The sequence below is a fragment of the Chryseobacterium sp. genome, from assembly GCF_029240215.1.
Classification (GTDB): Bacteria; Bacteroidota; Bacteroidia; order Flavobacteriales; family Weeksellaceae; genus Chryseobacterium.
Window position 1 is genome coordinate 507,689 of record NZ_JARBTK010000003.1, and the last position, 21,910, is coordinate 529,598.

Annotated in this window: 20 protein-coding genes; 15 read left to right on the forward strand and 5 right to left on the reverse strand. The window is 35.4% G+C overall.

The genetic code is table 11. From position 1 onward, the window contains the following. Nucleotides 1–121 precede the first annotated feature (121 nt). Entirely contained in the window at nucleotides 122–871 is a 750-nt protein-coding gene (locus tag K0R77_RS09480) for an NUDIX domain-containing protein (protein ID WP_300351635.1), read from the forward strand. A gap of 43 nt (nucleotides 872–914) precedes the next feature. Here K0R77_RS09480 and K0R77_RS09485 read toward each other — a convergent pair whose 3' ends face one another. Continuing rightward, nucleotides 915–1,541 (reverse strand): chloramphenicol acetyltransferase, encoded by a 627-nt coding sequence (locus tag K0R77_RS09485; protein ID WP_300351637.1) that lies wholly within the window; start codon nucleotides 1,539–1,541, stop codon nucleotides 915–917. A gap of 46 nt (nucleotides 1,542–1,587) precedes the next feature. Further along, nucleotides 1,588–1,935, reverse strand: a complete 348-nt coding sequence (locus K0R77_RS09490) for a helix-turn-helix domain-containing protein (RefSeq protein WP_300351640.1) — start codon at nucleotides 1,933–1,935, stop codon at nucleotides 1,588–1,590. Nucleotides 1,936–2,070: 135 nt separating this feature from the next. On the opposite strand from K0R77_RS09490, the gene K0R77_RS09495 reads away from it, so the two are divergent. From K0R77_RS09495 to K0R77_RS09535, 9 genes are all read left to right on the forward strand, one after another. Then, entirely contained in the window at nucleotides 2,071–3,132 is a 1,062-nt protein-coding gene (locus tag K0R77_RS09495; RefSeq protein ID WP_300351643.1) for an NADH:flavin oxidoreductase, read from the forward strand. 358 nt (nucleotides 3,133–3,490) lie between these two features. Then, nucleotides 3,491–4,474, forward strand: a complete 984-nt coding sequence (locus K0R77_RS09500; protein WP_300351645.1) for an aldo/keto reductase — start codon at nucleotides 3,491–3,493, stop codon at nucleotides 4,472–4,474. A 36-nt stretch (nucleotides 4,475–4,510) separates the two neighbouring features. Next, nucleotides 4,511–5,632: an aldo/keto reductase gene (locus K0R77_RS09505; RefSeq protein ID WP_300351647.1), complete on the forward strand. Its 1,122-nt coding sequence runs from the start codon at nucleotides 4,511–4,513 to the stop codon at nucleotides 5,630–5,632. 118 nt (nucleotides 5,633–5,750) lie between these two features. Beyond that, nucleotides 5,751–6,596, forward strand: a complete 846-nt coding sequence (locus K0R77_RS09510; RefSeq protein WP_300351649.1) for an NAD(P)-dependent oxidoreductase — start codon at nucleotides 5,751–5,753, stop codon at nucleotides 6,594–6,596. Between the two features lie 37 nt (nucleotides 6,597–6,633). Then, on the forward strand, nucleotides 6,634–7,149 hold the full coding sequence (locus tag K0R77_RS09515; protein ID WP_300351652.1) for a cupin domain-containing protein: 516 nt from the start codon (nucleotides 6,634–6,636) through the stop codon (nucleotides 7,147–7,149). Between the two features lie 11 nt (nucleotides 7,150–7,160). Next, nucleotides 7,161–7,556, forward strand: a complete 396-nt coding sequence (locus K0R77_RS09520) for a MauE/DoxX family redox-associated membrane protein (protein ID WP_300351655.1) — start codon at nucleotides 7,161–7,163, stop codon at nucleotides 7,554–7,556. A 4-nt stretch (nucleotides 7,557–7,560) separates the two neighbouring features. Continuing rightward, nucleotides 7,561–8,016: a PPC domain-containing DNA-binding protein gene (locus K0R77_RS09525; RefSeq protein WP_300351658.1), complete on the forward strand. Its 456-nt coding sequence runs from the start codon at nucleotides 7,561–7,563 to the stop codon at nucleotides 8,014–8,016. Between the two features lie 36 nt (nucleotides 8,017–8,052). Then, the gene (locus tag K0R77_RS09530; RefSeq protein WP_300351660.1) at nucleotides 8,053–8,634 is read left to right on the forward strand and encodes a Crp/Fnr family transcriptional regulator; all 582 of its coding nucleotides are present in this window, start codon (nucleotides 8,053–8,055) and stop codon (nucleotides 8,632–8,634) included. Nucleotides 8,635–8,750: 116 nt separating this feature from the next. Beyond that, nucleotides 8,751–9,824, forward strand: coding sequence for an SDR family oxidoreductase (locus K0R77_RS09535; protein ID WP_300351663.1), 1,074 nt, complete (start codon nucleotides 8,751–8,753; stop codon nucleotides 9,822–9,824). Between the two features lie 237 nt (nucleotides 9,825–10,061). On the opposite strand, the gene K0R77_RS09540 is transcribed toward K0R77_RS09535, so the two are convergent. Together K0R77_RS09540 and K0R77_RS09545 are read right to left on the reverse strand one after the other, a co-directional pair. Further along, complete coding sequence (locus K0R77_RS09540; protein ID WP_300351665.1) at nucleotides 10,062–10,886, reverse strand: tyrosine-protein phosphatase; 825 nt, start codon at nucleotides 10,884–10,886, stop codon at nucleotides 10,062–10,064. A 9-nt stretch (nucleotides 10,887–10,895) separates the two neighbouring features. After that, nucleotides 10,896–13,760 (reverse strand): TonB-dependent receptor, encoded by a 2,865-nt coding sequence (locus K0R77_RS09545; protein ID WP_300351668.1) that lies wholly within the window; start codon nucleotides 13,758–13,760, stop codon nucleotides 10,896–10,898. Between the two features lie 260 nt (nucleotides 13,761–14,020). Here K0R77_RS09545 and K0R77_RS09550 point away from each other — a divergent pair, with 260 nt between their 5' ends. The 5 genes from K0R77_RS09550 to pdeM all read left to right on the forward strand — a co-directional run bounded on the left by K0R77_RS09550 (nucleotide 14,021) and on the right by pdeM (nucleotide 21,526). Then, nucleotides 14,021–15,166 (forward strand): AraC family transcriptional regulator, encoded by a 1,146-nt coding sequence (locus tag K0R77_RS09550; RefSeq protein ID WP_300351671.1) that lies wholly within the window; start codon nucleotides 14,021–14,023, stop codon nucleotides 15,164–15,166. 68 nt (nucleotides 15,167–15,234) lie between these two features. Next, the gene (locus tag K0R77_RS09555) at nucleotides 15,235–16,257 is read left to right on the forward strand and encodes a ligase-associated DNA damage response exonuclease (protein ID WP_300351674.1); all 1,023 of its coding nucleotides are present in this window, start codon (nucleotides 15,235–15,237) and stop codon (nucleotides 16,255–16,257) included. A 312-nt stretch (nucleotides 16,258–16,569) separates the two neighbouring features. Further along, nucleotides 16,570–18,150, forward strand: a complete 1,581-nt coding sequence (locus tag K0R77_RS09560; RefSeq protein WP_300351677.1) for an ATP-dependent DNA ligase — start codon at nucleotides 16,570–16,572, stop codon at nucleotides 18,148–18,150. Between the two features lie 169 nt (nucleotides 18,151–18,319). Then, nucleotides 18,320–20,776, forward strand: coding sequence for a ligase-associated DNA damage response DEXH box helicase (locus tag K0R77_RS09565; protein WP_300351680.1), 2,457 nt, complete (start codon nucleotides 18,320–18,322; stop codon nucleotides 20,774–20,776). 105 nt (nucleotides 20,777–20,881) lie between these two features. Next, nucleotides 20,882–21,526, forward strand: coding sequence for a ligase-associated DNA damage response endonuclease PdeM (gene pdeM, locus K0R77_RS09570; protein WP_300351683.1), 645 nt, complete (start codon nucleotides 20,882–20,884; stop codon nucleotides 21,524–21,526). 3 nt (nucleotides 21,527–21,529) lie between these two features. Here pdeM and K0R77_RS09575 read toward each other — a convergent pair whose 3' ends face one another. Continuing rightward, nucleotides 21,530–21,832 carry a LuxR C-terminal-related transcriptional regulator gene (locus K0R77_RS09575; RefSeq protein WP_300351686.1) on the reverse strand — a complete coding sequence of 101 codons (303 nt, stop codon included), beginning with the start codon at nucleotides 21,830–21,832 and terminating at the stop codon, nucleotides 21,530–21,532. Nucleotides 21,833–21,910: the final 78 nt, after the last annotated feature.

Consider the following 21,910-nt stretch of genomic DNA (forward strand, 5'->3'; position numbering starts at 1 on the left):
CTCTATAAAATAATGATAATTTAAGACTAGATAAATCTTAAAAAATAATTCAAAACATCATTTTTAAGAAATTCTTAATTTTTAGTATTAAATTTGTAACATTAGGTATTTCTCAAAATATATGGATTCACAAAAACAATTTTTACAAAAATCTGAAGAGGCAAAAGACCTTTTTCTTCCACATCTTTCAACTGACCCTGTAGTTTTTGGTTTTGATAAAAATGAACTTAAAGTTCTTCTCCTTCAAATGACCTATCGTAAACAGTGGCTTTTGCCGGGAGGTTATGTAAAAAAAGATGAAGATATGGACGATGCTGCAAAAAGAGTTTTGAAAGAAAGAGCGGGAATTTCAGATGTTTATCTTGAAGAATTTGCAGTTTTTGGTAAGAAAAAAAGAAGTGAATTTTATTTCGAAGACTTTGATGATTCTTTGTGGCATAAACAACGCTTCGTATCGATCGGATATTATGCGTTGTATAATCCAGATAATGCCAATCTGATCGTTGATGAATTCAGTGATAAATGTGAATGGATTTATTTAAGTCAACTTCCTGAAATTGATTTGGCAATGGATCATCGTGAAATTATTGAGAAAGCTTTATTAACTTTAAGAGAAAGAATTTCTTACAAGCCAATCGGCTACAATCTTTTGCCGGAAAAATTTACGCTTTCAGAATTACAGAAATTATATGAAACTATTTTAGGAAAAGAGCTCAACAGAGGAAATTTCTATAGAAAAATCAAAAACTTAGGAATTCTTAAAAAATTAGACGAGCAGCGTCGTGGTGGTGCACACAAATCTCCCGATCTATACTCTTTTGACGAAGAAAATTATAAAAAGGCTTTAGAAAACGGTTTGAGTAATTGGTAAAAATACTGATAAGCGGAAGGGCTCAAACTTTCCGCTTATCATCTTACATATCAAGCTGTCTCTGAAATTCTTCAAGATATTTTGAAAGATGAAGACCATCTGCCAAACCGTGATGTGCTTCAATAGAAACCGGCAGATATTTTTTACCATCTCTCGTATTAAATTTTCCAAAAGCTATTTTAGGAATACATTCTTTGGGATCAAAATTTGTAGGATGCAGCAATGCGCTGAAGGAATTCCAGGGAATTGTGGTGTGTCTGATGTGATTTATCGGCAAAACGTCATTGCTGATTCCTAAGCCAACAGAATTTTGCACGGTTTTTATCTGATCTTGTAAACCTTTATTAAAAATATCAAAATCTGCTGAATAATGGAAAAAAGAGAATCCGAAAGTTCCGTCGGCTCTTCCGATTGTGCTTCCTACATGCACTTCATCATATAAAATTACCTGATCATCTACAATTCTCATTTTAAGTTCGTCAACAGAATTTATCGCAACCATCGATTTGTAAAGATAGTAAGCAAAGAATGAATAGCCGTTTTCCTGTGCTTTGTTATAAGCTTTTGTACAGTCAACTTCTGTAGTAAAACCAAAATATGGACTTGTCATTTTCGAGAAAAATTCAAAATGCTCTTTTCTGTTCCATTTTTCGATGTCTATGATTTTCATTTGATTCTTGTAATATTTATTAATAGTTTTTTAATTATGAATGTAATTAAACCGGAATTTCAAGTGTTTTCTCGTGTGTGTCAAATTGTTGCTCCCATTCTTCAAGTAAATTAAGAATAGGTAATAAAGCCAACCCTTTTTTGGTAAGTCTGTACTCAACTCTTGGCGGTAATTCTTTGAATTCCTGTCTGATTACGAGATTATCTTCTTCCATTTCTCTTAACTGATCTGTCAGAACTTTTCGGGAAATGACCGAAATTCTTGCGGCAATTTCGCCAAATCTTAAGATGCGGTCTTTAATGACCATAACAATGACGGGTTTCCATTTACTGCCTAAAGCCGACATGGCTTTTCCGAGTGGGCAGCTGCAGTGTTTAATTTTTTCTTGTCTCATGGTTTGGTTACTAATTGGTTACTAATATAGGTTACAGCAAAGTTACCTGTTTTTTTCACATTTAAGATACAAAAGTAAACTATTATTAGTTACTTTGTGTAACAATTAAATAATAAAAATTTAAATTAATTTAAAATGAGTATAAATACATTATTTACACCTTTTACTTATAAAAATCTTACCTTAAACAACCGTTTGGTAATGGCACCTATGACGAGAGCACAATCAGATAATGGTGTTCCTACAAAAGAAATCGAAGCGTATTATGCAAGACGTGCTGCTTCTCATGTAGGTTTAATCTTATCTGAAGGAACGGTAATCAACAGACCTGCATCAAAAAACATGCAAAACATTCCCGATTTTTACGGAACGGAAGCATTGCAAGGTTGGAAAAAAGTGATTGATGCTGTACACAAGAATGGTGGTAAAATGGGACCTCAAATCTGGCACGTTGGTGACACCAGAAGTTCAGTAGATTATCCAGCTGTTGATATGGAAAAAGCTTCTACAATGTCTTTGGAAGATATTCAGGAGACGATTGCACAATTCGCAGCGTCAGCAAAATCTGCTAAAGATCTTGGGTTTGATTGTTTAGAAATTCACGGTGCTCACGGTTATCTGATCGATCAGTTTTTCTGGGAAGTAACTAATACAAGAACTGATGAATACGGAGGAAAAACATTAAAAGACAGAAGCAAATTTGCAATTGATGTTATCAAGGCAATGAGAGTTGCGGTAGGTGAAGATTTTACGATCATCATTCGTCTCTCTCAGTGGAAACAGCAGGATTACAAAACCAGATTGGCGGCTACTCCATCTGAAATGGAAGATTGGCTTCTACCGATGAAAGAAGCGGGAGTTGATATTTTCCACTGTTCACAACGTCGTTTTTGGGAACCTGAATTTGAAGGCTCCGATTTAAATTTCGCAGGTTGGGCAAAAAAAATAACAGGTCAGCCGACAATTACTGTAGGATCTGTTGGTTTAAAAGGCGATTTCATGAGCGCATTTGCTGGCGAAGGAAGTGAAAAAACTGATCTTACCGAATTAATTCGCAGATTTGAGCGTCAGGATTTTGATCTGGTTGCTGTAGGTCGTGCATTATTGACAGATCATCAGTGGGTACAAAAAATAAAAGAAGGAAGAACTGAAGAAATTTCAGATTTTTCTGCTGAAAGTCTTGGCGTACTTTATTAATTTGATTTAAATAAATAGTTAGTGAAAGCAGTTTCGTTGTGAAACTGCTTTTTTATGCTGTGGTGTGTGATATTGGAAATATTTTATTAAAATATATTGCAATGTTTTTTTTTAATGTCAAAAGATACACAGTGATTAAATCCGGAGATAAATATTTATTTCCGGTAAAGTAAGCATTATCAGGTTTAATCAAAAAACTTGGTCGATTTTTTGATGTTTTATAACCTGTTAAATAATTTTCACAGGTAAATGATGTTTTTTTGAGTTAAAATAACTCAGGAAAATCAAATGATGAATGTTATTAAAAAATTTCAAAAAAAGTCAAATAAAATATTTACTCACCACTTATAAAAATAAAATGGAATACAGAAAATTAGGAAACAGTGATTTAAAAATGTCAACAATTACTTTCGGAGCTTGGGCTGCAGGAGGCTGGATGTGGGGAAGTACAGACAGAAACGATGCTATCGAAGCCATAAAAGCATCTTATGAAGCCGGCGTAACATCAATCGACACTGCACCAATCTACGGACAGGGAACCAGCGAAGAAATCGTAGGTGAAGCCATCAAAGGAATCTCAAGAGATAAGGTTCAGATCCTGACAAAATTCGGGATGCGATGGGATCTCGCAAAAGGAGATTTTGGGTTTAATAGCTTCAAAAATAATGGTGATGCGATCGATGTCTACAAATATGCCGGAAAAGAAAGTATCATGTATGAATGCGAACAAAGTTTAAAAAGATTAGGAACAGATTATATCGATTTATATCAAATCCACTGGCCAGATTCTACAACTCCGATTGATGAGACTTTTGAGGCTGTTTCAAGGCTGATTGAGCAGGGAAAAGTACGTTTTGCAGGAGTCTGTAATTATGATGCAGCACAAATGAGCGAAGCTGAAAAAACGTTGAACTTAGTTTCGAATCAGATTCCTTTCAGCATGGTGAATCGTGAAATTGAAAAGGAAACTGTACCCTACTGTATTGAAAATAACAAATCTATTTTGGCATACAGCCCATTGGAAAGAGGATTGCTGACAGGAAAAATCACGCCAGATTACAAATTTCAGGAAGGTGATCACAGAGCAAATCATCCACATTTTCAGCCCGACTTTATTGAAAAAACGAATAAGCTTTTAGAAAGAATAAAACCCATTGCAGAAGAGCATAATGCAAGTCTGGGACAGTTGGTTCTTCGCTGGACGATTGAAAGACCGGGAATTACAATCGCTTTGGCGGGAGCAAGAAATGCTGAACAGGCTGTGCAAAATGCAAAAGCAATTGATATTCAATTAAGCAAAGAGGAATTAAATATGATTGATAATTTGGTTAATGCTTTTTAAATTTTAAAAAACACCACACACAAAATTATTAATACAATGGAAAGAAGAACATTCATCAAAAACAGCGGACTTGCAGCAGCGGGATTAATGGCTTCTTCGGCAGTACCCGTTTTTGCGTCAAATTTATTTAAAGAAAATAGTATGGAACAATTTGAAAATACAGGATTAGGAAAAAGATTCAGACCAAAAAACAAATCAGGTTTCGGCGGTGTTGCTTTAGGAAATGGATTCAATATAAACCCCGATATCGAATGTTTACAATCTATAGAAGCGGCATGGAACTCTGGAGTACGGTATTTTGATACTTCACCTTGGTACGGTTTGGGACTCAGCGAACACAGAATGGGATTGTTTCTGAAAGATAAAAAACGTGATGAGTTCACACTTTCTACAAAGATGGGAAGAATTCTGAAGCCTCATGACGATTTTAAATTAGATGGTCTTTGGAAAGGAAAACTTAATTTTTCTTACGAATACGATTATTCTGCGGCAGGAGCTAGAAAAAGTGTTGAAGACAGCCTTCAAAGATTAGGAGTTGCCTCATTAGATATCGTTTTCATTCACGATTTGTCTCCTGACAATAAAGATATGAAGAGCGATTGGCTAAAATATTTTGATATTGCTGCAAAAGGTGCAATGCCTGAACTGATCAAAATGCGCGAAGAAGGTTTGATCAAAGGTTGGGGATTGGGTGTCAATACCATTGAGCCGATTCTGAAAGCGATTGAGGTTTCAGATCCGGATATTTTCCTTTCTGCATGTCAGTATTCTTTAATTCATCACACCGATGATCTGAATAAAGTGTTCCCGAAAGCTGCTGAAAAAGATATTTCAATTGTTGTCGGAGCGCCATTATGTGCCGGTTTTCTTTCAGGAAAAGACAGATACTTATACAATGGAGATTTTCCAACTGGTGTCAAAGAAAAATTAGCAGCATTACAAAGAGTTGCCAATAATCATAAAGTAGATCTCAGAACTGCCGCATTACAGTTTGCAGCTGCTCCGGATGTTGTATCAGGAGTCATTCCCGGATCGCATACCGTAAAACAGGCTCAGGAAAATGCAGCATCTTTTCTTGCAAAAATTCCCGCAGATTTCTGGGCTCAACTTAAAAAGGAAAAACTAATTGAAGCCGACGCTCCGATACCCAAAGGATAAATAGCGAAATCTAAAAAATATCTTTAAAGATTAACCGAAAGCATCAGTTTTTTGAAAGACAGAATTCGGCGATTTCAGGTTTCAAGAGAAATTAGAGTTATTAATTTAAAAGAGTAAAATGAATTCAGAAAAAATAGGTTTCATAGGTTTAGGAAATATGGGACATCCGATGGCAAAAAATCTTGAAAAAGCAGGAGTTCCGTTATCAGTTTTTAATAGAACAATTGAAAAAGCAGATGATTTTAAAGAAAAATCAAAAGTCTGCAAAAGTGTAACCGAGCTTGTAGAAAACAGTGATATCATCTTTACAATGCTTACTAATGATGACGCTTTGAAAGCAGTGTATGAAGAAATTTTAAAACTCAATATTACCGGGAAATTATTCGTAGACATGAGCACGGTTTCTCCCGAGGCCTCAAACGAAGTCGGAAATGCTCTAAAAATAAAAGAAGCCTCTTTCATTGACGCTCCCGTTGCCGGAAGTACGAAACCTGCAGCCGAAGGAACTTTAATTATCATGACAGGTGGCGAAGAAAAAGACCTACAACGTGCAGAGCCTTACTTACAAATATTAGGAAAAAGCATTAAACATTTAGGCAAGAACGGGAAAGGTTTGGCAGCAAAATTGTCGGTCAATTATTTTATTTCAACGATTTATCAAGGATTGGCAGAGACGGTTTTATTTTCAGATTCATTGGGAATTGACCGCAAAGATATGTTGGAAATCATCAATGAAAGTGCAAGCGGAAGTGGTGCTACTAAAGTGAAAACTCAGTTGTTGGTCGATGAAAATTTTGCCCCTGCGTTTGCTTTAGATTTGATGTTGAAAGATATTTTGCTTGCTAAAAATGCAGGAGCTGATTATCCGTTATCAAAAACGCTGATCGAAACTTACCAAGCTGCTCATGATGCAGGTTTCGGGAAGGACGATGTGATCGGAATTATCAATTATCTGAAAAAATAAAAATAACATTAGCCTTATAATAATTCCTTTGAATGCTATGCTGAATCAAGAAACTGTTCCCGAAAAATATCTTTTTAAAGATAACGGAATAATTCCGAACAGTAAATATCCCGTTTTGATCTATCGGAATGTCTTTACAGATCGTGGAATAAAAGGTGCAGAATGGCTTGAGCAAAAGTTTAAACAAAATAATTGGTATAATTCATGGCGATGGGGAATTTACCCCTTTCATCATTATCACAGTAATACGCACGAGACTTTGGGAGTTTTTCAGGGTTTTGCGGAAGTTCTGATAGGTGGTTTCAAGGGAAAGAAAGTGAAAATTTCTGCTGGTGATATTATCATCATTCCTGCAGGAGTAGGTCATAAATGTCTTCGTCATTCTGAAGATTTTACGGTAGTCGGAGCTTATGCTGAAGGAAAAGAACCTGATCTTGTAAAAGAAAGCGAAACGGTAAAGCGTGATGCTGCATTGAAAAATATTACTGAAGTTCCAATTCCGTCACAAGATCCTTTGATGGGAAATAAGGGATTAGTTCATATCTGGAAATGAAAAATAAAACTATGAAAGATTTTAAAACAATTTTCTTCTTTTTAAAACTTCCCATATCCATTTCATTAGCAGGACACGGATTGGTAAGAATACCGAAATTACAGATATTTGCTGAAGGAATGGTCAAATCAATGGAAAAATCTGTGATACCTGAAGCGTTGATGATGCCTTTTGGATATATTTTGCCGTTTCTGGAAGCAATCGTAGGAATTTTTCTATTGATTGGTTTTAAACCTAAACTGTCAATCTACGCTGCAATTTCTCTAATGACAATTTTGATTTTTGGAAGCAGCTCTGTTGAAAATTGGTCAGCAGTTGAAGCACAACTACTCCATTCTTTATATCTTTTTGTTCTTTTGTGGTTTTATTTAAAATATAGTTCTGAAGAAAATCAACCATTAATATAAAGTTATGAATGAACGAATTTTAAAAGGCGAACTTTGGACTGCCAAAAAAGTTGAGAACAAATATGTTGTCAGTATCAAAGACCAATCAAGTATTGTACAGGCTTTGACATATTTTGTTTTGAATCAGAATATCAAATCAGGTCAGGTTACAGGAATTGGTGCTGTAAATGAAGCTGCGTTGCGTTTTTTTGATTTTTCAACTAAAGATTATGTCGACAAAAAGTTTGACGAACAGATGGAAGTTACCAATATTTCAGGAAATGTTTCTTTGCTTGACGATAAACCATTGCTTCATCTTCATATTACTTTAGGCAGACAGGATTATTCTGCAATTGCCGGACATTTACTGGATGCAAAAATACGAGGAGCAGGAGAATTTTTCTTTTACCCATTGGCAATAGAAATTCATAAATCTAAAAACGAAGATGTAGGAATCAATTTTTATGATTTTGAAAAGTAATTTGAGAAACAGTAATTTTACACTATATTTTTTCAAATGTTTGACATTCTCATTTCTCATATTCAAAATAAAGTTGAGTTAACTGATGATCAAAAAGATGATTTACAGTCATTTTTTATGGTTAAAAAACTTCTTAAAAAGCAATTTCTGTTGCAGGAAGGCGAGATTTGCACCCATCTTTCTTTTGTAAGTAGAGGTTTGCTGAAATCTTATTTTATCGATGAAAAAGGAAGTGAGCACATCAATATGTTTGCTTTTGAAGGTTGGTGGATTTCTGATTTCAAAAGTTTTATCAGTCAGGAAAAAGCAGTTTTGAATATTGATGCAGTCGAAGAAACTGAATTATTAATGATAAGTCTCGAAGATTATGAAAAACTGATGATTAAAATTCCGGTGATGGATCGCTATTTCAGGATTTTGTATCAGAACAGCTTAGTGACAAAAGATTATCGGTTAATTGCTTCAAACAGCTACACAGCCGAAGAAAAATATCTTGAGTTGGCTCAAAGAAATCCTGAAATGATCAAAAGAATTCCACATAATTTGATTGCTTCATTTTTAGGATTGGCTCCTGAAACAGTCAGCAGAATTCGCAAAAAATTATTATTGAAAGGCTAAATTCAAGCTTTCAGGTAAACTTTAAATTTAATTAATTGAGATCAACTGAAACTCATGATCTGGATCAAGTGCTTTCTATTGTAATCACCATAGCTTTGTAGAAGAAATTTTACAAAATGGAAAACAATAAAATAGCATTAGTCGTTGGTGCAACCGGAATTACGGGAAGCAATCTCGCCAACGAACTTCTTTCTCAGGGCTGGACAACCTACGGAATATCCAGAAATACAAGCAATAATATTGAAGGATTGATTTCGGTAAAAGCTGATCTGTTAGATACAGAAAGTTTGGAAGCTGCATTAGAAAACATCTCTCCTACTCATGTTTTTTTCACAACTTGGATGCGAAATGATACCGAAGAAGAAAACATCCGTATCAATAGTGCTTTGGTGAGAAATCTTTTAGACGTTTTATCTTCGAAAAAATCGGTGCAGCATGTTGCTTTGGTTACAGGACTGAAGCATTATTTAGGACCATTCGAAGCATACGCAAAAGAAGGAAAACTACCTGAAACTCCTTTGAGAGAGGAACAGCCAAGACTTCCTTTACCTAATTTTTATTATGCTCAGGAAGATGAAGTTTACGCTGCTTCCAAAAGAGATGTTTTCTCATGGAGCATTCACAGACCTCACACAGTGATCGGTTACGCTGTAGGAAATGCAATGAACATGGGAACTACTTTGGCAGTTTATGCAAGTATTTGTAAAGAAATCGGCAGAAAATTTATTTGGCCTGGATCTTCCGCACAGTGGAACGGAATTTCTGATGTGACGGACGCAAGAATTTTAGCAAAACAATTAGTTTGGGCATCAACGGCAGAAGAAGCGAAAAATACTGCATTTAATATTACAAATGGTGATATTTTCCGTTGGAAATGGTTGTGGTATAGATTAGCAGACTATTTTGGTGTGGAAGCAGTAGGTTTTGAAAAAGAAATTATACCTCTTGAAAAAGAAATGCAAAATGATCAGGAAATCTGGAGTAAGATAGTTCAGAAATATGATTTAAAGGAAGAAAATGTAGAACGATTGTCTTCAGCTTGGCATACAGATTTAGATTTAGGAAGACCGCTTGAAGTAATGACCGACATGACCAACAGTAGAAAAGCAGGATTTACTGAATTTCAGAATACCGAAGAATCTTTCTTTGATTTATTCAAAAAATTAAAAGAAGAAAATATTATCCCTTAAAATATTTACGAGAAAGAGCTGTTTTAAACAGCTCTTTTTTTATCACAGACTTCAGAAAATTTTGATTTAAATAGCAAATAAACCGTGCGAAAAATCACACGGCTTATTCTAAATTTAATTATAACTGAGTTTTTAGCGAATAATCAATATTGGCCATTTTGCTTAGCAACCCAATGATGAATTTTTGAAAGTAATTTAAGAATTGACAAGCAAAGCGAATTGACCATTTATCATTCATTATTTCAAATATTTCTGTTTTAAAACGGCAACTTCTCTCGGTCCAATCCCCATTTCAACCTGAAAGAAATTTTCTACGCTTCCGTATTTTTTATTGATGGCTCCAAAGAAATTTCTGATCAGTTCCGGTCTGAGTTCCATCTGCTGTTTGATTTCTGCTTCACTCATCCCTGACATTTTTGATAATCCGGAATACATTCCTTTCATCGTTGGATTTTTTGTCAGATAAAAATTGGAAGCTACATAATCGCTCTCAATGACTTCCTGCGGAACTCCTAAAATTTTCAGAAATAAAGCAGAAGCCATTCCCGTTCTGTCGCGTCCTCCCGTACAATGGAATAAAAGCGCTTCATCAGGTTTTAAAGTCAATAACTGAACAAATAACGATCTATATCTTTCTCCAAAATAAGGCAATCCGCCTTCGCCGTACATATCAAACAAAAAGTTTTTGTCTTTCAAAAATTTAACCATATCCTGCGCTGTTGGAAGATTATTGCTTCCTGCAGGACACAAAATATAACTTGTGTTTTCCGGCAAACGATCCTGAGCTTTTTTAGCTTCTTCCACACCTCGGAAATCCACCACGGTAACGATTTTTTTATCTTTAAAAGTTTTTAAATCATTATCCGTCAGTTTATCGATCGCATCACTTCTGAAAACTTTTCCTAAAACAACTTCTTTTCCGTCTGCAGTTTTGTAACCTCCTGTATCTCTGAAATTGTATGCTCCTTCCATTTTCACGACACGTCTCAAACTGTCTGTAATCTGTGCATTTGCAGTTGCTCCGAAAGCAATGATTGCCAATATTAATCCTATTTTTTTCATATATAAATTTTAAAATATTTGCCAACGAACTCCCAGTTGTCCTCTGCTTCCGTACCATTCGTTTGAAGTAATTCTTTTCTTGTTGTCTCCCATGTAAAGTCTTAAGCTTTCATTGCTTAAATTATTCAATTCAATAAATACTTTAACTTTTGAAGTGATGTCATAACTTGCCGAGAAATCAATCGTGAAGTTTTTATCTGACCAGATATAATAATCCGGCCCCAATTTTTGGTTGATCGTTTCAACTGATTTCCCTCTGTAATTTCCCGCCAAACGAACCATCACTTTGTTACTCTCGTAGTATAAAATGGCGTTGAATAGACTTTTAGACTGATTCGGTAAAGAAGTCTTATCAAAAATATTGGCCGTTCTCGGAACTTCAACTTCTGAATCGATATAAGTATAATTGAATTCTACTCCGAAACCATTCCAGAAGCCCGGTAGAAAATCAAGACGCTTGTTAATTCCCGCTTCAAATCCTAATAATTTTGAATCCTGAAGGTTTTTTGACTGAGTTACCGTGTAATTTGTTCCGTCGATATTCATCACAGAAGTATCAGAGAAAACAATGTCTGAGATTTTTTTATAAAATACACCTCCTGAAAGTATACCAATATTGTTGAAATAATATTCTCCCATCAAATCAAGATTCTGGCTGAAAGTAGGCTTCAGATCAGGATTTCCTCGCGTAATGACAAATGACGAATTGTCAATGCTTGATCCCGGAGACATATCACCAAAATTGGGTCTGATAAACGATTTAGTATAAGCAAACCTTACGTTGGCTTTCGGCGAAAAATTGTAACGCAAATGAAGCATCGGTAAAAAAGCATCGTAATTACTTTCAACTACAGATGGACTTAAAGTAGAAACAGTTCCTTGTTTGGTTAATTTTGAACCATTTAATGTTAATCTTGTAGATTCATTTCTGAAACCTCCGATAATTTTAAATTTATCTGTCGCTTTGATTTCTGCCATTGCATATGCTGCAAAAACTGATTCTTCACCTGTGTAAAGACTCGTATTTCTCGCAGGATCATTTAATTCATTAAAGCCGTTTTGTTGTAAAGTCTGTGGCGAAAACAAATTAAAAAGCTGATCTTTCGTTGGCGGATTCATGACATACTGATCATAATTTCCGTTCATATTTCCTAAGAAAGATGTTCCTTTTGGCGGTTCCGAAGTTGCCAACTGAGAAAGTGTTAAAGAATTACCAGCTGATGGAAGATAAACTGCATTGTAACCAAATGTACTTGTACGATCTTTTTCACGGTATTTTGCACCGGCTTTTAAGGTAATATTTGAATTGATATCATACTTGAAATTGACTCTTCCAATTTTATCTCTTTCGTTATTATCTAATTTAGAAATCACCAATTGAGAAAGAAGTAATTTGTTGGCACTCATCACATCGCTAGGATTAGCAATATCCGAGCTGTAATCCATATATTCACCACCTATTCCCGATGGAGAATCAAATCCCCAATACCGTTTTCCATTTGTAAGATTGTTGAAACCTCCGTTTATTTTTTGTCTGAAAGTTGCAATAGGAAGTCCTTTTGTGTCATTTGTAGGAGGGGTGTCTAAGAAATATTTCGCAGAATAATCACTCAACATCCAGTCTAAACTTAATTTTGAAGTAAGACTGTGCTCACCACCCAATTCCATTCCGTACAATTCTGTCTGGTAATGAGAATATCTGAAATTATATTGATAACGGGTATTTGTATAATCTACATACGTTTCATAAACCGGACGGATGTCATCAAATTTATTAAACATTCCACGGAAATAAACTTTATTGTTGGCGTTGAATTTATATTCCAATCCACCATTCAAACCAATTGTTCTTCTCGTTCCCATGTATCTTTTCATCATCACGGTATTGATCGATTTTCTTTCAACATCATTGGCTGCATTGGTGTTATAAGTCACATCAAAAGAATCTGCACCCCACTGTCTGTCCCAAATCGCTCCAGATAAAAGTACTCCCAGTTTATTTTTAAAGAAACGGTCACCATAAACCACAGATGCATTATAAGTTCCGTCCTGTGAAAAAGTATTGTAACCTCCTGCTCCGCTTACGCTTAATGTTTTCTTTGCAGGAGCCGTTCTTGTAATGAAGTTGATACTTCCACCGATCGCATCACCGTCCATATCGGGAGTTACCGCTTTAGCAACCTGCACAAACTGAATCAATTCCGAAGGAACAACATCCAAAACGAAGGATCTGTTTCCCAAAACATTGGCACTCGGAAGTCGGTTTCCGTTAAACAAGGCCGAAGTCCACGCAAAAGGAGTTCCTCTTACAGTCGCCTGATCTGCTTCACCGTGATATCTTGCGACAGCTACTCCCTGAACCCTCTGTACAGCTTCCGCCGCATTTCTGTCCGGAAGTTTTCCGATCGCATCAGCAGCTATAACTTCCATGATGGCATTATTGTTCTTTTTTATCTCGTAAGCCTTTGCCTGTGTTAATGCATTCGGTCTTGTAATGGTAACTTCCTGAATGTCTTTCAATTTATCTTTAGTGGCAAGATTTTCAGGATCAATCGTGATGTATCCGATGTCATTGGTACCTTCTTTTACTGTGATTGGGAAGTATTTGGTTTCGTAACCGATGTATTCTATTTTAAGATTGACTTCACCCAATTTCGGAGAAAGTAAGTTGAAATCTCCATCTAAAGATGATGCAGCTTTTGCATCTTCATCAACGATAGAAATATTTGCGCCGGGAAGAGCTCCGTTTGTTTTTCCGACAACAGTTCCTTTAATAATCTGTGCATGAATGGTTCCAAAAGATGCCATTAGAAAAAATGCAGATACCTGAATGATTCTCGACCTCTGTTTTAAAAAACCAGTAGAATTTTTCATTGATTTATTTTTTTCTGCAAAATTGGACGGTTTATCGTTTGTATTCGTCCTGAGAAAAAAATCATCAATCAAAACGTATCACTCGTTGGATTGATACTTTTAACTAATTGATTATAAGTAAATTAAATAGGTTGAACTATTTGTTATTTATTTATGAACTGTGTATTAAATCATTTTTGAAATGTTTAATAGATATATAACAGTATTCTCAATGATAAAATATTGATTTTGTATTTACTTTGTACAAACCTAAAGGAAGAATGCAATATATTATTATAATCGGGGCTTTTCAGGCACTTGTTGCGCTTTGGCTGTTGATTGTCAAAGAGAAAAAAGTACTGTCTAATTATCTGTTTATTTTTCTGCTTTCTGCGATTGCTGTACATCTCACAATCAAGTTCGTTATTTTCAGATTTATACCCGATGAAAGTATCAGACAGCAGATGAATACGTTTATCTCGGTTTGTTATGGACCTTTGATCTATCTTTACACACTTACCAAGACAAAAAAGGATTTTTCTTTGCCGCAAAAATGGTTTATTTTCATTCCTCTTTTTGTTTTAATGATCGCTTACTTTACGATTTCATGTGTTTTTATTATTCTCAATAAAGTAAATCATCATCTTTTAGACAGTTATAATAGCTTTAGTTTGGGGTTGATTTTTGCTGTCAATTTATATTATCCTTTAAAAAGTATTTTGATCATCAGAAAAAATAAAAATCTTATTTCTGATAAGAATGAATTTGATGTAATCCTAAGAATTTCAGCCTGTATTCTATTAATGGAATCTTTAGTTGTTATTTCTAAAATACTTCTTCAGTTTTTTCCGCAAAGTATTGAAATTGTAAATATTGCTCTAAGAAGCGTTTCTTATTTTCTTCTATTAATTATTTGTCTTTTAATAATCAGAAAAAACTTTAAAACAGAAATTGTAAATAATTCTGAATCAAATGTTCAGTTAGAGATTAAAAACACTGATGCCGAGAAAAAAATATGGGTTAATACAATAGATTATGATAACAAATTCAAAGATATCTGGCTTAAATTGGATGATTTTGTAGGAACAAAACAACTTTTTAGAGATTGTGACCTGACTTTAGATTCATTAGCTTCAAAAACAGAAATTAATAAATACCAAATCAGTGAAATGCTGAACAGCTATAAAAATAAACCGTTTTATCGCTATATCAACGAATATCGGATAGAATATTTTAAAAAAAGTGTGGAATTGGCAATCGAGAGAAATGACAACATCAATTTTTTATCGTTTGCTTACGATGCAGGTTTTAAATCAAAATCTTCCTTTAACCGCTATTTTAAAGAAATTATAGGAAAAACACCTTCTGAATACTATAAAGATTTGTTGAAGAAAAATTCACTACAACTTACAATAGATCAAGTTTAAAATATCTACAGTTTCTTGACAAATTGGTTAGGTTTTTGAATATTCAAAATACACCAATATAATCTCTTTTGAAACTAATCACATTCACAAACAAAGGTATTTACTGTCCACAAGGAAAATTTTACATTGATCCGTGGCGACCTGTCGATTTCGCAGTCATTACGCACGGTCACGCCGATCACGCAAGATGGGGAATGAAAAAATATCTTTGTCACCACTTTACCAAACCTATTTTACACCAAAGAATTTCTCCGGACATCGAATGTCAGACCTTGCAGTACGGCGAGGTTTTGGATATTAATGGTGTGAAACTTTCTCTTCATCCTGCTGGTCATATCATTGGTTCGGCACAGATTCGTTTGGAATATAAAGGTTATGTGAGTGTAGTTTCAGGAGATTATAAAGTCCAGGATGATGGCTTGAGTACACCTTTTGAACTCGTAAAATGCAATGAATTTGTTACTGAAAGCACTTTCGGGCTTCCTATTTACAATTGGCTCGAAGTTCCGGATTTAAACAAAAGACTTCAGAATTGGGTTTTACGAAATCAGGAAAATCAAAAGACCTCAGTTTTTATCGGTTATTCTTTGGGTAAAGCTCAAAGAATTATGAAAGCCGTTGAAGGAATGGGAAAAATCCACGTCCATTATTCGATTGGAAAGCTCAATAAGGCCTTTGAAGAAGTCGGAATCGTCCTTCCCGATTATGAAGTTCCCGATTTCAGGGAAAGTATCAAACAGGTTGCAGGTGACATTGTGATTGTTCCGCCGGCTTTGTTGGACAGTAATGTCATCAAGAAAATTCCGGATGCTGCCACTGCGATTTGTTCCGGCTGGATGCAGGTTCGAGGTGCCAGAAGATGGCGAAGTATGGACGCAGGTTTTCCGATGAGCGACCACGCAGATTGGAAAGGATTATTGCAAGCTATAAAAGCTACGGAAGCAGAAATTGTTCACGTAACACACGGACAAACCGAAGTTTTCTCGAAATATTTAAACGAACTCGGAATTAAATCTGATGTTGTGGAAACCCTGTATGGTGATGGTGATGATGAAGTTACTGAAAAAGAAGTAGTAATAAATAATGATTGACTTTCGAAGTTGCCTTTTCAAGGTTTTGAACTTTGATAGCATACTTTCAGAACGAATTTTTAAAAATGCTGAATACTTTTTAACAGCTCCGTAGGAGCGAAATGTTTATAGTAATAAGGCATAATAAAAGTTTGAGTTCCGTAGGAACGGCACTCAACAATTAGTTTTAAACGCCGAATTGCTCGCAGCCCGACTTGAGTGGAAATCCTTTTTTTGCGTAAACGCAGATTTCAACTAAATGACAAAACGTCTAGCAAAAAAAGATTGGGAACGGAAGGCGGATAAAGCTGCCCAAATAAAGAAAAGATTAGAATGAAAAATTTCGCAGAACTCATCAACGCTTTGGAAAGCACCAATAAAACAAATGCAAAAATCGACGCCATCATCAATTATCTTGAGCGTGCGCCTGATGATGATAAATTGTGGTTTATCGCTCTTTTTACAGGCAAGAGACCTAAGCGAAATGTGAACACCAACTATATGAAAGAATGGGCATTGGAAATTACCCAATTACCGTTTTGGCTCTTCCAGGAAAGTTATTCTTCGGTTGGAGATTTAGGCGAGACTTTATCACTGATTCTTCCGCCACCAAAGGAAAAAATTGAAAAAACGCTGTCTGAATGGATGAACGAAATTATCGGATTAAAAACTAAATCAGATTCAGAAAAAAAAGAATTTGTTCTCAATTCCTGGAATGGTTTGGATTATACAGAACGATTGATTTTCAATAAACTATTAGGCGGAAGTTTCAGAATTGGCGTTTCAGGGAAAACTTTGATTAATTCTTTAACTAAATTTTCCGGACAGGAAGCAAGCACTTTGATGCACAGTCTGATGGGAAAATGGCAACCGGACGAAGTTTCATTTCAGGAACTGATTTCAGCAGAAAATATCAATCCAGATAACTCAAAACCCTACCCTTTTTGTCTCGCTTATCCTTTGGAAAAAGACTTGGAAGATTTAGGAAAACCCGACGAATGGCTCATCGAATATAAATGGGACGGAATTCGTGGACAAATCATCAGAAGAAATGACGAAGTTTTTATCTGGTCTCGAGGAGAAGAATTGGTTACGGAACAATTTCCCGAAATTGCGGAAACTGTAAAAGCAATGAAAGGTAACTTTGTGATTGATGGAGAAATACTTGCGGTAAAGGAAGGTAACGTTTTAAATTTTAATGAATTACAAAAACGTTTAAATCGCAAAACTTTAACCAAGAAAATGCTCGCCGAAATTCCGATTGAAGTTTTTGCTTATGATATTCTTGAACTCGAAGGAACGGATTTAAGGGAAAAACCGATTTCTGCCAGAAGAGCAATGCTGGAAGAATTATTGTTGAATGAGGCTCCAGGAAACATTAAAATTTCTCAGCCAATTGATTTTGAAGATTGGAGCAAATTAGATTTAATCAGAGAAAATTCAAGGGAAATAAACAGTGAAGGATTAATGTTGAAGCAGAAAAATTCACACTATCATTCCGGACGTAAAAAAGGAGATTGGTGGAAATGGAAAATCAGTCCGTTGACGATTGATGCGGTTCTCATTTATGCCCAAAAAGGAAGCGGACGACGAAGCGCTTATTATACTGATTATAGTTTTGCAGTGAAAAGTGGCGATAAACTGGTCACGATTGCCAAAGCTTATTCCGGATTGACCGACAAAGAAATAATGGAGGTCAGCAAGTTTGTAAATAAAAATGCAATTGAAAAATTTGGCCCGGTTCGTACAGTTAAAGCGGAGTTGGTTTTTGAAATTGCGTTTGAAGGAATTGGCTTCAGTAACCGTCACAAAAGCGGTGTGGCATTGCGTTTCCCGAGGATTTTAAGATGGCGGAAAGATAAGACGGTGAATGATATTGATGATATTGAAGAGATTAAGAAATTGATACAGTAAATTTTTAAGAAGCAATGTGCACAAAGATATTTTACAACTTCCTGCATATTTTCCGTTCGCAAGGGATAGCAGTCTGTCTTGGCTGAGTGAAACGTCTTTGCGAACGGAAAATGTTTTCAAAAATTTAGAACAAAACCTTGCGAACTTCGCGTTAAAATAAAATTAATAATTGAGCAACTACGAAAATACCGAAGGCTTCAAAATCATTCAAAACTGGATGATGGAAAAAGGCAATTCCCCATTCAAATTTCAGGTTGATACCTGGAAGAAATTTGGCAATGGTTACAGCGGAATGGTAGTGGCTCCGACGGGTTTTGGTAAGACATTCTCAATATTTTTAGCTTTAATTTCAGACTTCCTGACTTATCCAGATAAGTACAAAAAAGGACTGAAAATGATTTGGATTACACCACTCCGTTCGCTTTCAAAAGACATCGCCAAAGCAATGCAGGAAGCGATTGATGAGATTGGTCTGGACTGGTCTGTTGGAGTAAGAAATGGTGACACTGACCCGAAAGTCAGACAACAACAGGTCAAAAATATGCCTGAAATTCTGGTTGTTACTCCTGAAAGTTTACACTTGCTTTTAGCTCAGAAAAATCATCCGCGATTCTTCACAAATATGCATTGTGTTGCGGTGGATGAATGGCACGAATTGTTGGGTTCAAAACGTGGTGTAATGGTCGAACTGGGAATTTCGCAACTTGTTCATTACGTTCCGAAAATTAAAATCTGGGGAATTACCGCAACCATTGGAAACCTCGATGAAGCGCAGGAAGTCTTAATTCCGTATGACATCAAAAAAACAAAAATTACGGCTAAAGAACTTAAAAAAATTGACATCATTCCTGTTTTTCCGGATGAAGTTGAGATTTTGCCTTGGGCAGGACATTTGGGAGCAAAACTGGCAGACAAAGTCGTTCCTATCATTTTAGAATCAAAATCGACGATTGTTTTTACGAATACCCGAAGTCAGAGTGAAATGTGGTATCAGCTTTTGCTGAATGCATATCCCGATTTTGCCGGACAAATAGCTATTCACCACAGTTCGATTGATGCCCATCTGAGAATTTGGATTGAAGAAAATTTAAGTTCAGGAAAATTGAAAGCAGTCGTTTCTACTTCATCTTTGGACTTGGGAATTGACTTTAAACCTGTTGATACCGTGATTCAAATCGGTTCTGCAAAAGGTGTTGCAAGATTTCTGCAACGAGCCGGACGAAGCGGTCACTCCCCTTTTGAAACTTCAAAAATATATTGCGTTCCGACACATTCTTTAGAACTAATTGAAGTTGCCGCTTTAAAAGAAGCTGTAAAACAAAAAGTCATTGAGCCTCGTGAGCCTGTGGTTTTGTGTTTCGATGTTCTGGTTCAGTTTCTGATGACTTTGGCGGTTGGTGATGGATTTTTCCCCGATGAAGTTTATAAAAGAATCAAAAAAGTGTATACTTTTCAGGAAATCAGAGATGAAGAATGGAAAGGAATGATTGATTTTCTGACAATTGGCGGAAGCGCATTGAAAAATTATGAAGAATATCACAAAGTTGTGGTTATGGAAGACGGTTTGCACAAAGTCACTTCCCGAAAAATCGCAATGCTTCACAGAATGAATATGGGCGCGATTGTCAGTGATGCGATGCTGAAAGTGAAATTCATTTCCGGCGGTTATATCGGGATGGTTGAGGAATATTTTATTTCAAAACTTAAAAGAGATGAGAAATTCATTTTAGCAGGACGTGTTTTGGAAGTTGCAATGGTAAAAGATATGACGGTTTTCGTAAGATTGTCGAAGGGAAAAGCTTTTGCACCAAGTTATTTGGGCGGAAGATTGCCTTTGAGTTCAAACTTAGGACATTTTTTAAGAGAGAAATTGTCAGGCGCATTAAATCCGAAAGCTTCAGAAAAAGAACTTAAATTTTTGCATCCGTTGCTGGTCAATCAGGAGAAAAAAACACATATTCCGAGAGAAGATGAATTTTTGGTCGAATTAATTAAAAACCGGGAAGGCTACCATTTATTTATGTATCCTTTTGAAGGGCGATTGGTACACGAAGTAATGGCTGCTTTGATAGCTTACCGGATTTCAAAACTGGCTCCGATTTCCTTTTCAATGGCGATGAATGATTATGGTTTTGAGTTGTTTAGTGACAAAGAAATTCCACTTAATGAGGATAATTTAGAGAAAATTCTGACGCGAGATAATCTGATGATTGATGTGATTTCAAGCATTAATTCGGCTGAAATGGCTCGAAGGAAATTTAGAGATATTGCCGTAATTTCAGGAATGGTGGTTCAGAATTTTCCGGGACAACAACGTTCGAATAAATCTTTACAGAGTTCGGCAGGTTTAATTTTCAAAGTATTGGAAGATTATGACCCGAATCATTTTCTCGTGAGACAGGCTTATACCGAAGTTTTTAATATGCAATTACAGGAACAGCGTTTGGTAGAAGCTTTTAAACGAATTGAAAAATCAAAAATTATCTTGAAATATTCCAATACTTTTACACCTTTGAGCTTCCCGATCAAGATTGACAGTTTGAGACAGACACTTTCAAGCGAAGGTTTGGATGCGAGAATACAGAAATTGATTAAGCAGTCAGGATGGAATATTAAAGATGAATGATTAAAAAAAATATACGTAAAGTTTGTCATTCCGTAGGAATCTAAGCATTTCAAATCAAACTCTGTTTAGATTCCTACGGCATGATAAAAATGAGAAGAAATTTAAATGAACATAGCAACAAAAAATATAACAATTCAAAACGAAATTTTCACGTTAACCAATCAACGTGCATTGTTTTGGGAAAAGGAAAAAGCGTTGATTTTTTCAGATCTTCATATCGGTAAAACGGCTCATTTCCGCAAAAACGGAATTGCTTTGGCGAGTCATATTATGAAAAATGATCTTGAAAGATTATCTATTTTAATCGAATATTTTCAGCCCCAAAAATTTATCATTGTCGGAGATCTTCTTCACGCCGGCGACAACTCTGATGTGGATAAATTCTGTGACTGGAAAAGTCAATACCCGGAAATAAAGTTCTGTCTAGTGGAAGGAAATCACGACAAAATTTCAAAAAAATTAGAGAAAAAACTATGTCTTGACTTAAGATCAGATTCTTTAGAAATTGATGACATTGCTTTTGTTCACGACTTTGACAAATCAAATTCTAAATTCCAGATTACCGGTCATATTCACCCAGGTTTTGTGATTAATTCCCCTGTAAAAAGAATAAAACTGCCTTGTTTTGCCCAGACTCCCAAGCAATTATTATTGCCGGCTTTCAGTGAGTTTACGGGTTTAGATACAAGAAATATTCCTAAAAAAGGCAGTTATTTTGTCTTTACGGATTCTGAAATTTATGAGATCTGAAGCTTATAAATGTTCATCAAACCATTTGTAAATATCTACAGATGAAGCAATATTGAGTTTTTTTCTGATTCTGTTTTTTCTGTTTTGAACGGCTTTAGGAGTGACAAACGTGTAAGTTGCAATTTCTTTTGTGCTTAAATTCAGTTTAAGGTAAATGCAGAAAATAAGTTCCGAATTTTGAAGATTGGGTTGTATTTCTGCAAGTTTTTCAAAAAAAGCAGGATGTAAAATTTTAAACTTACTCAAAAGACGTGGAGAATTTTCTTTCGCCAATCTTATAGTTTCATCTTCTGCTAAATTTTTCATAAAATATTCTGTACATTTAAATTATTTCTCTTTTAATTCACAATCAGACGTATTTTCGAAAATCATGTAATTTCGATG

Bases quoted from the DNA above. Each gene is read 5' to 3' on its own strand.
- K0R77_RS09510 (WP_300351649.1), top strand. From the start codon at position 5,751: ATGAATTCAGAAAAAATAGGTTTCATAGGTTTAGGAAATATGGGACAT.
- K0R77_RS09545 (WP_300351668.1), bottom strand. From the start codon at position 13,760: ATGAAAAATTCTACTGGTTTTTTAAAACAGAGGTCGAGAATCATTCAG.
- K0R77_RS09535 (WP_300351663.1), top strand. From the start codon at position 8,751: ATGGAAAACAATAAAATAGCATTAGTCGTTGGTGCAACCGGAATTACG.
- K0R77_RS09485 (WP_300351637.1), bottom strand. From the start codon at position 1,541: ATGAAAATCATAGACATCGAAAAATGGAACAGAAAAGAGCATTTTGAA.
- pdeM (WP_300351683.1), top strand. From the start codon at position 20,882: ATGAACATAGCAACAAAAAATATAACAATTCAAAACGAAATTTTCACG.
- K0R77_RS09505 (WP_300351647.1), top strand. From the start codon at position 4,511: ATGGAAAGAAGAACATTCATCAAAAACAGCGGACTTGCAGCAGCGGGA.
- K0R77_RS09575 (WP_300351686.1), bottom strand. From the start codon at position 21,832: ATGAAAAATTTAGCAGAAGATGAAACTATAAGATTGGCGAAAGAAAAT.
- K0R77_RS09525 (WP_300351658.1), top strand. From the start codon at position 7,561: ATGAATGAACGAATTTTAAAAGGCGAACTTTGGACTGCCAAAAAAGTT.
- K0R77_RS09520 (WP_300351655.1), top strand. From the start codon at position 7,161: ATGAAAGATTTTAAAACAATTTTCTTCTTTTTAAAACTTCCCATATCC.
- K0R77_RS09500 (WP_300351645.1), top strand. From the start codon at position 3,491: ATGGAATACAGAAAATTAGGAAACAGTGATTTAAAAATGTCAACAATT.
- K0R77_RS09515 (WP_300351652.1), top strand. From the start codon at position 6,634: ATGCTGAATCAAGAAACTGTTCCCGAAAAATATCTTTTTAAAGATAAC.
- K0R77_RS09530 (WP_300351660.1), top strand. From the start codon at position 8,053: ATGTTTGACATTCTCATTTCTCATATTCAAAATAAAGTTGAGTTAACT.
- K0R77_RS09480 (WP_300351635.1), top strand. From the start codon at position 122: ATGGATTCACAAAAACAATTTTTACAAAAATCTGAAGAGGCAAAAGAC.
- K0R77_RS09490 (WP_300351640.1), bottom strand. From the start codon at position 1,935: ATGAGACAAGAAAAAATTAAACACTGCAGCTGCCCACTCGGAAAAGCC.
- K0R77_RS09495 (WP_300351643.1), top strand. From the start codon at position 2,071: ATGAGTATAAATACATTATTTACACCTTTTACTTATAAAAATCTTACC.
- K0R77_RS09540 (WP_300351665.1), bottom strand. From the start codon at position 10,886: ATGAAAAAAATAGGATTAATATTGGCAATCATTGCTTTCGGAGCAACT.
- K0R77_RS09560 (WP_300351677.1), top strand. From the start codon at position 16,570: ATGAAAAATTTCGCAGAACTCATCAACGCTTTGGAAAGCACCAATAAA.
- K0R77_RS09550 (WP_300351671.1), top strand. From the start codon at position 14,021: ATGCAATATATTATTATAATCGGGGCTTTTCAGGCACTTGTTGCGCTT.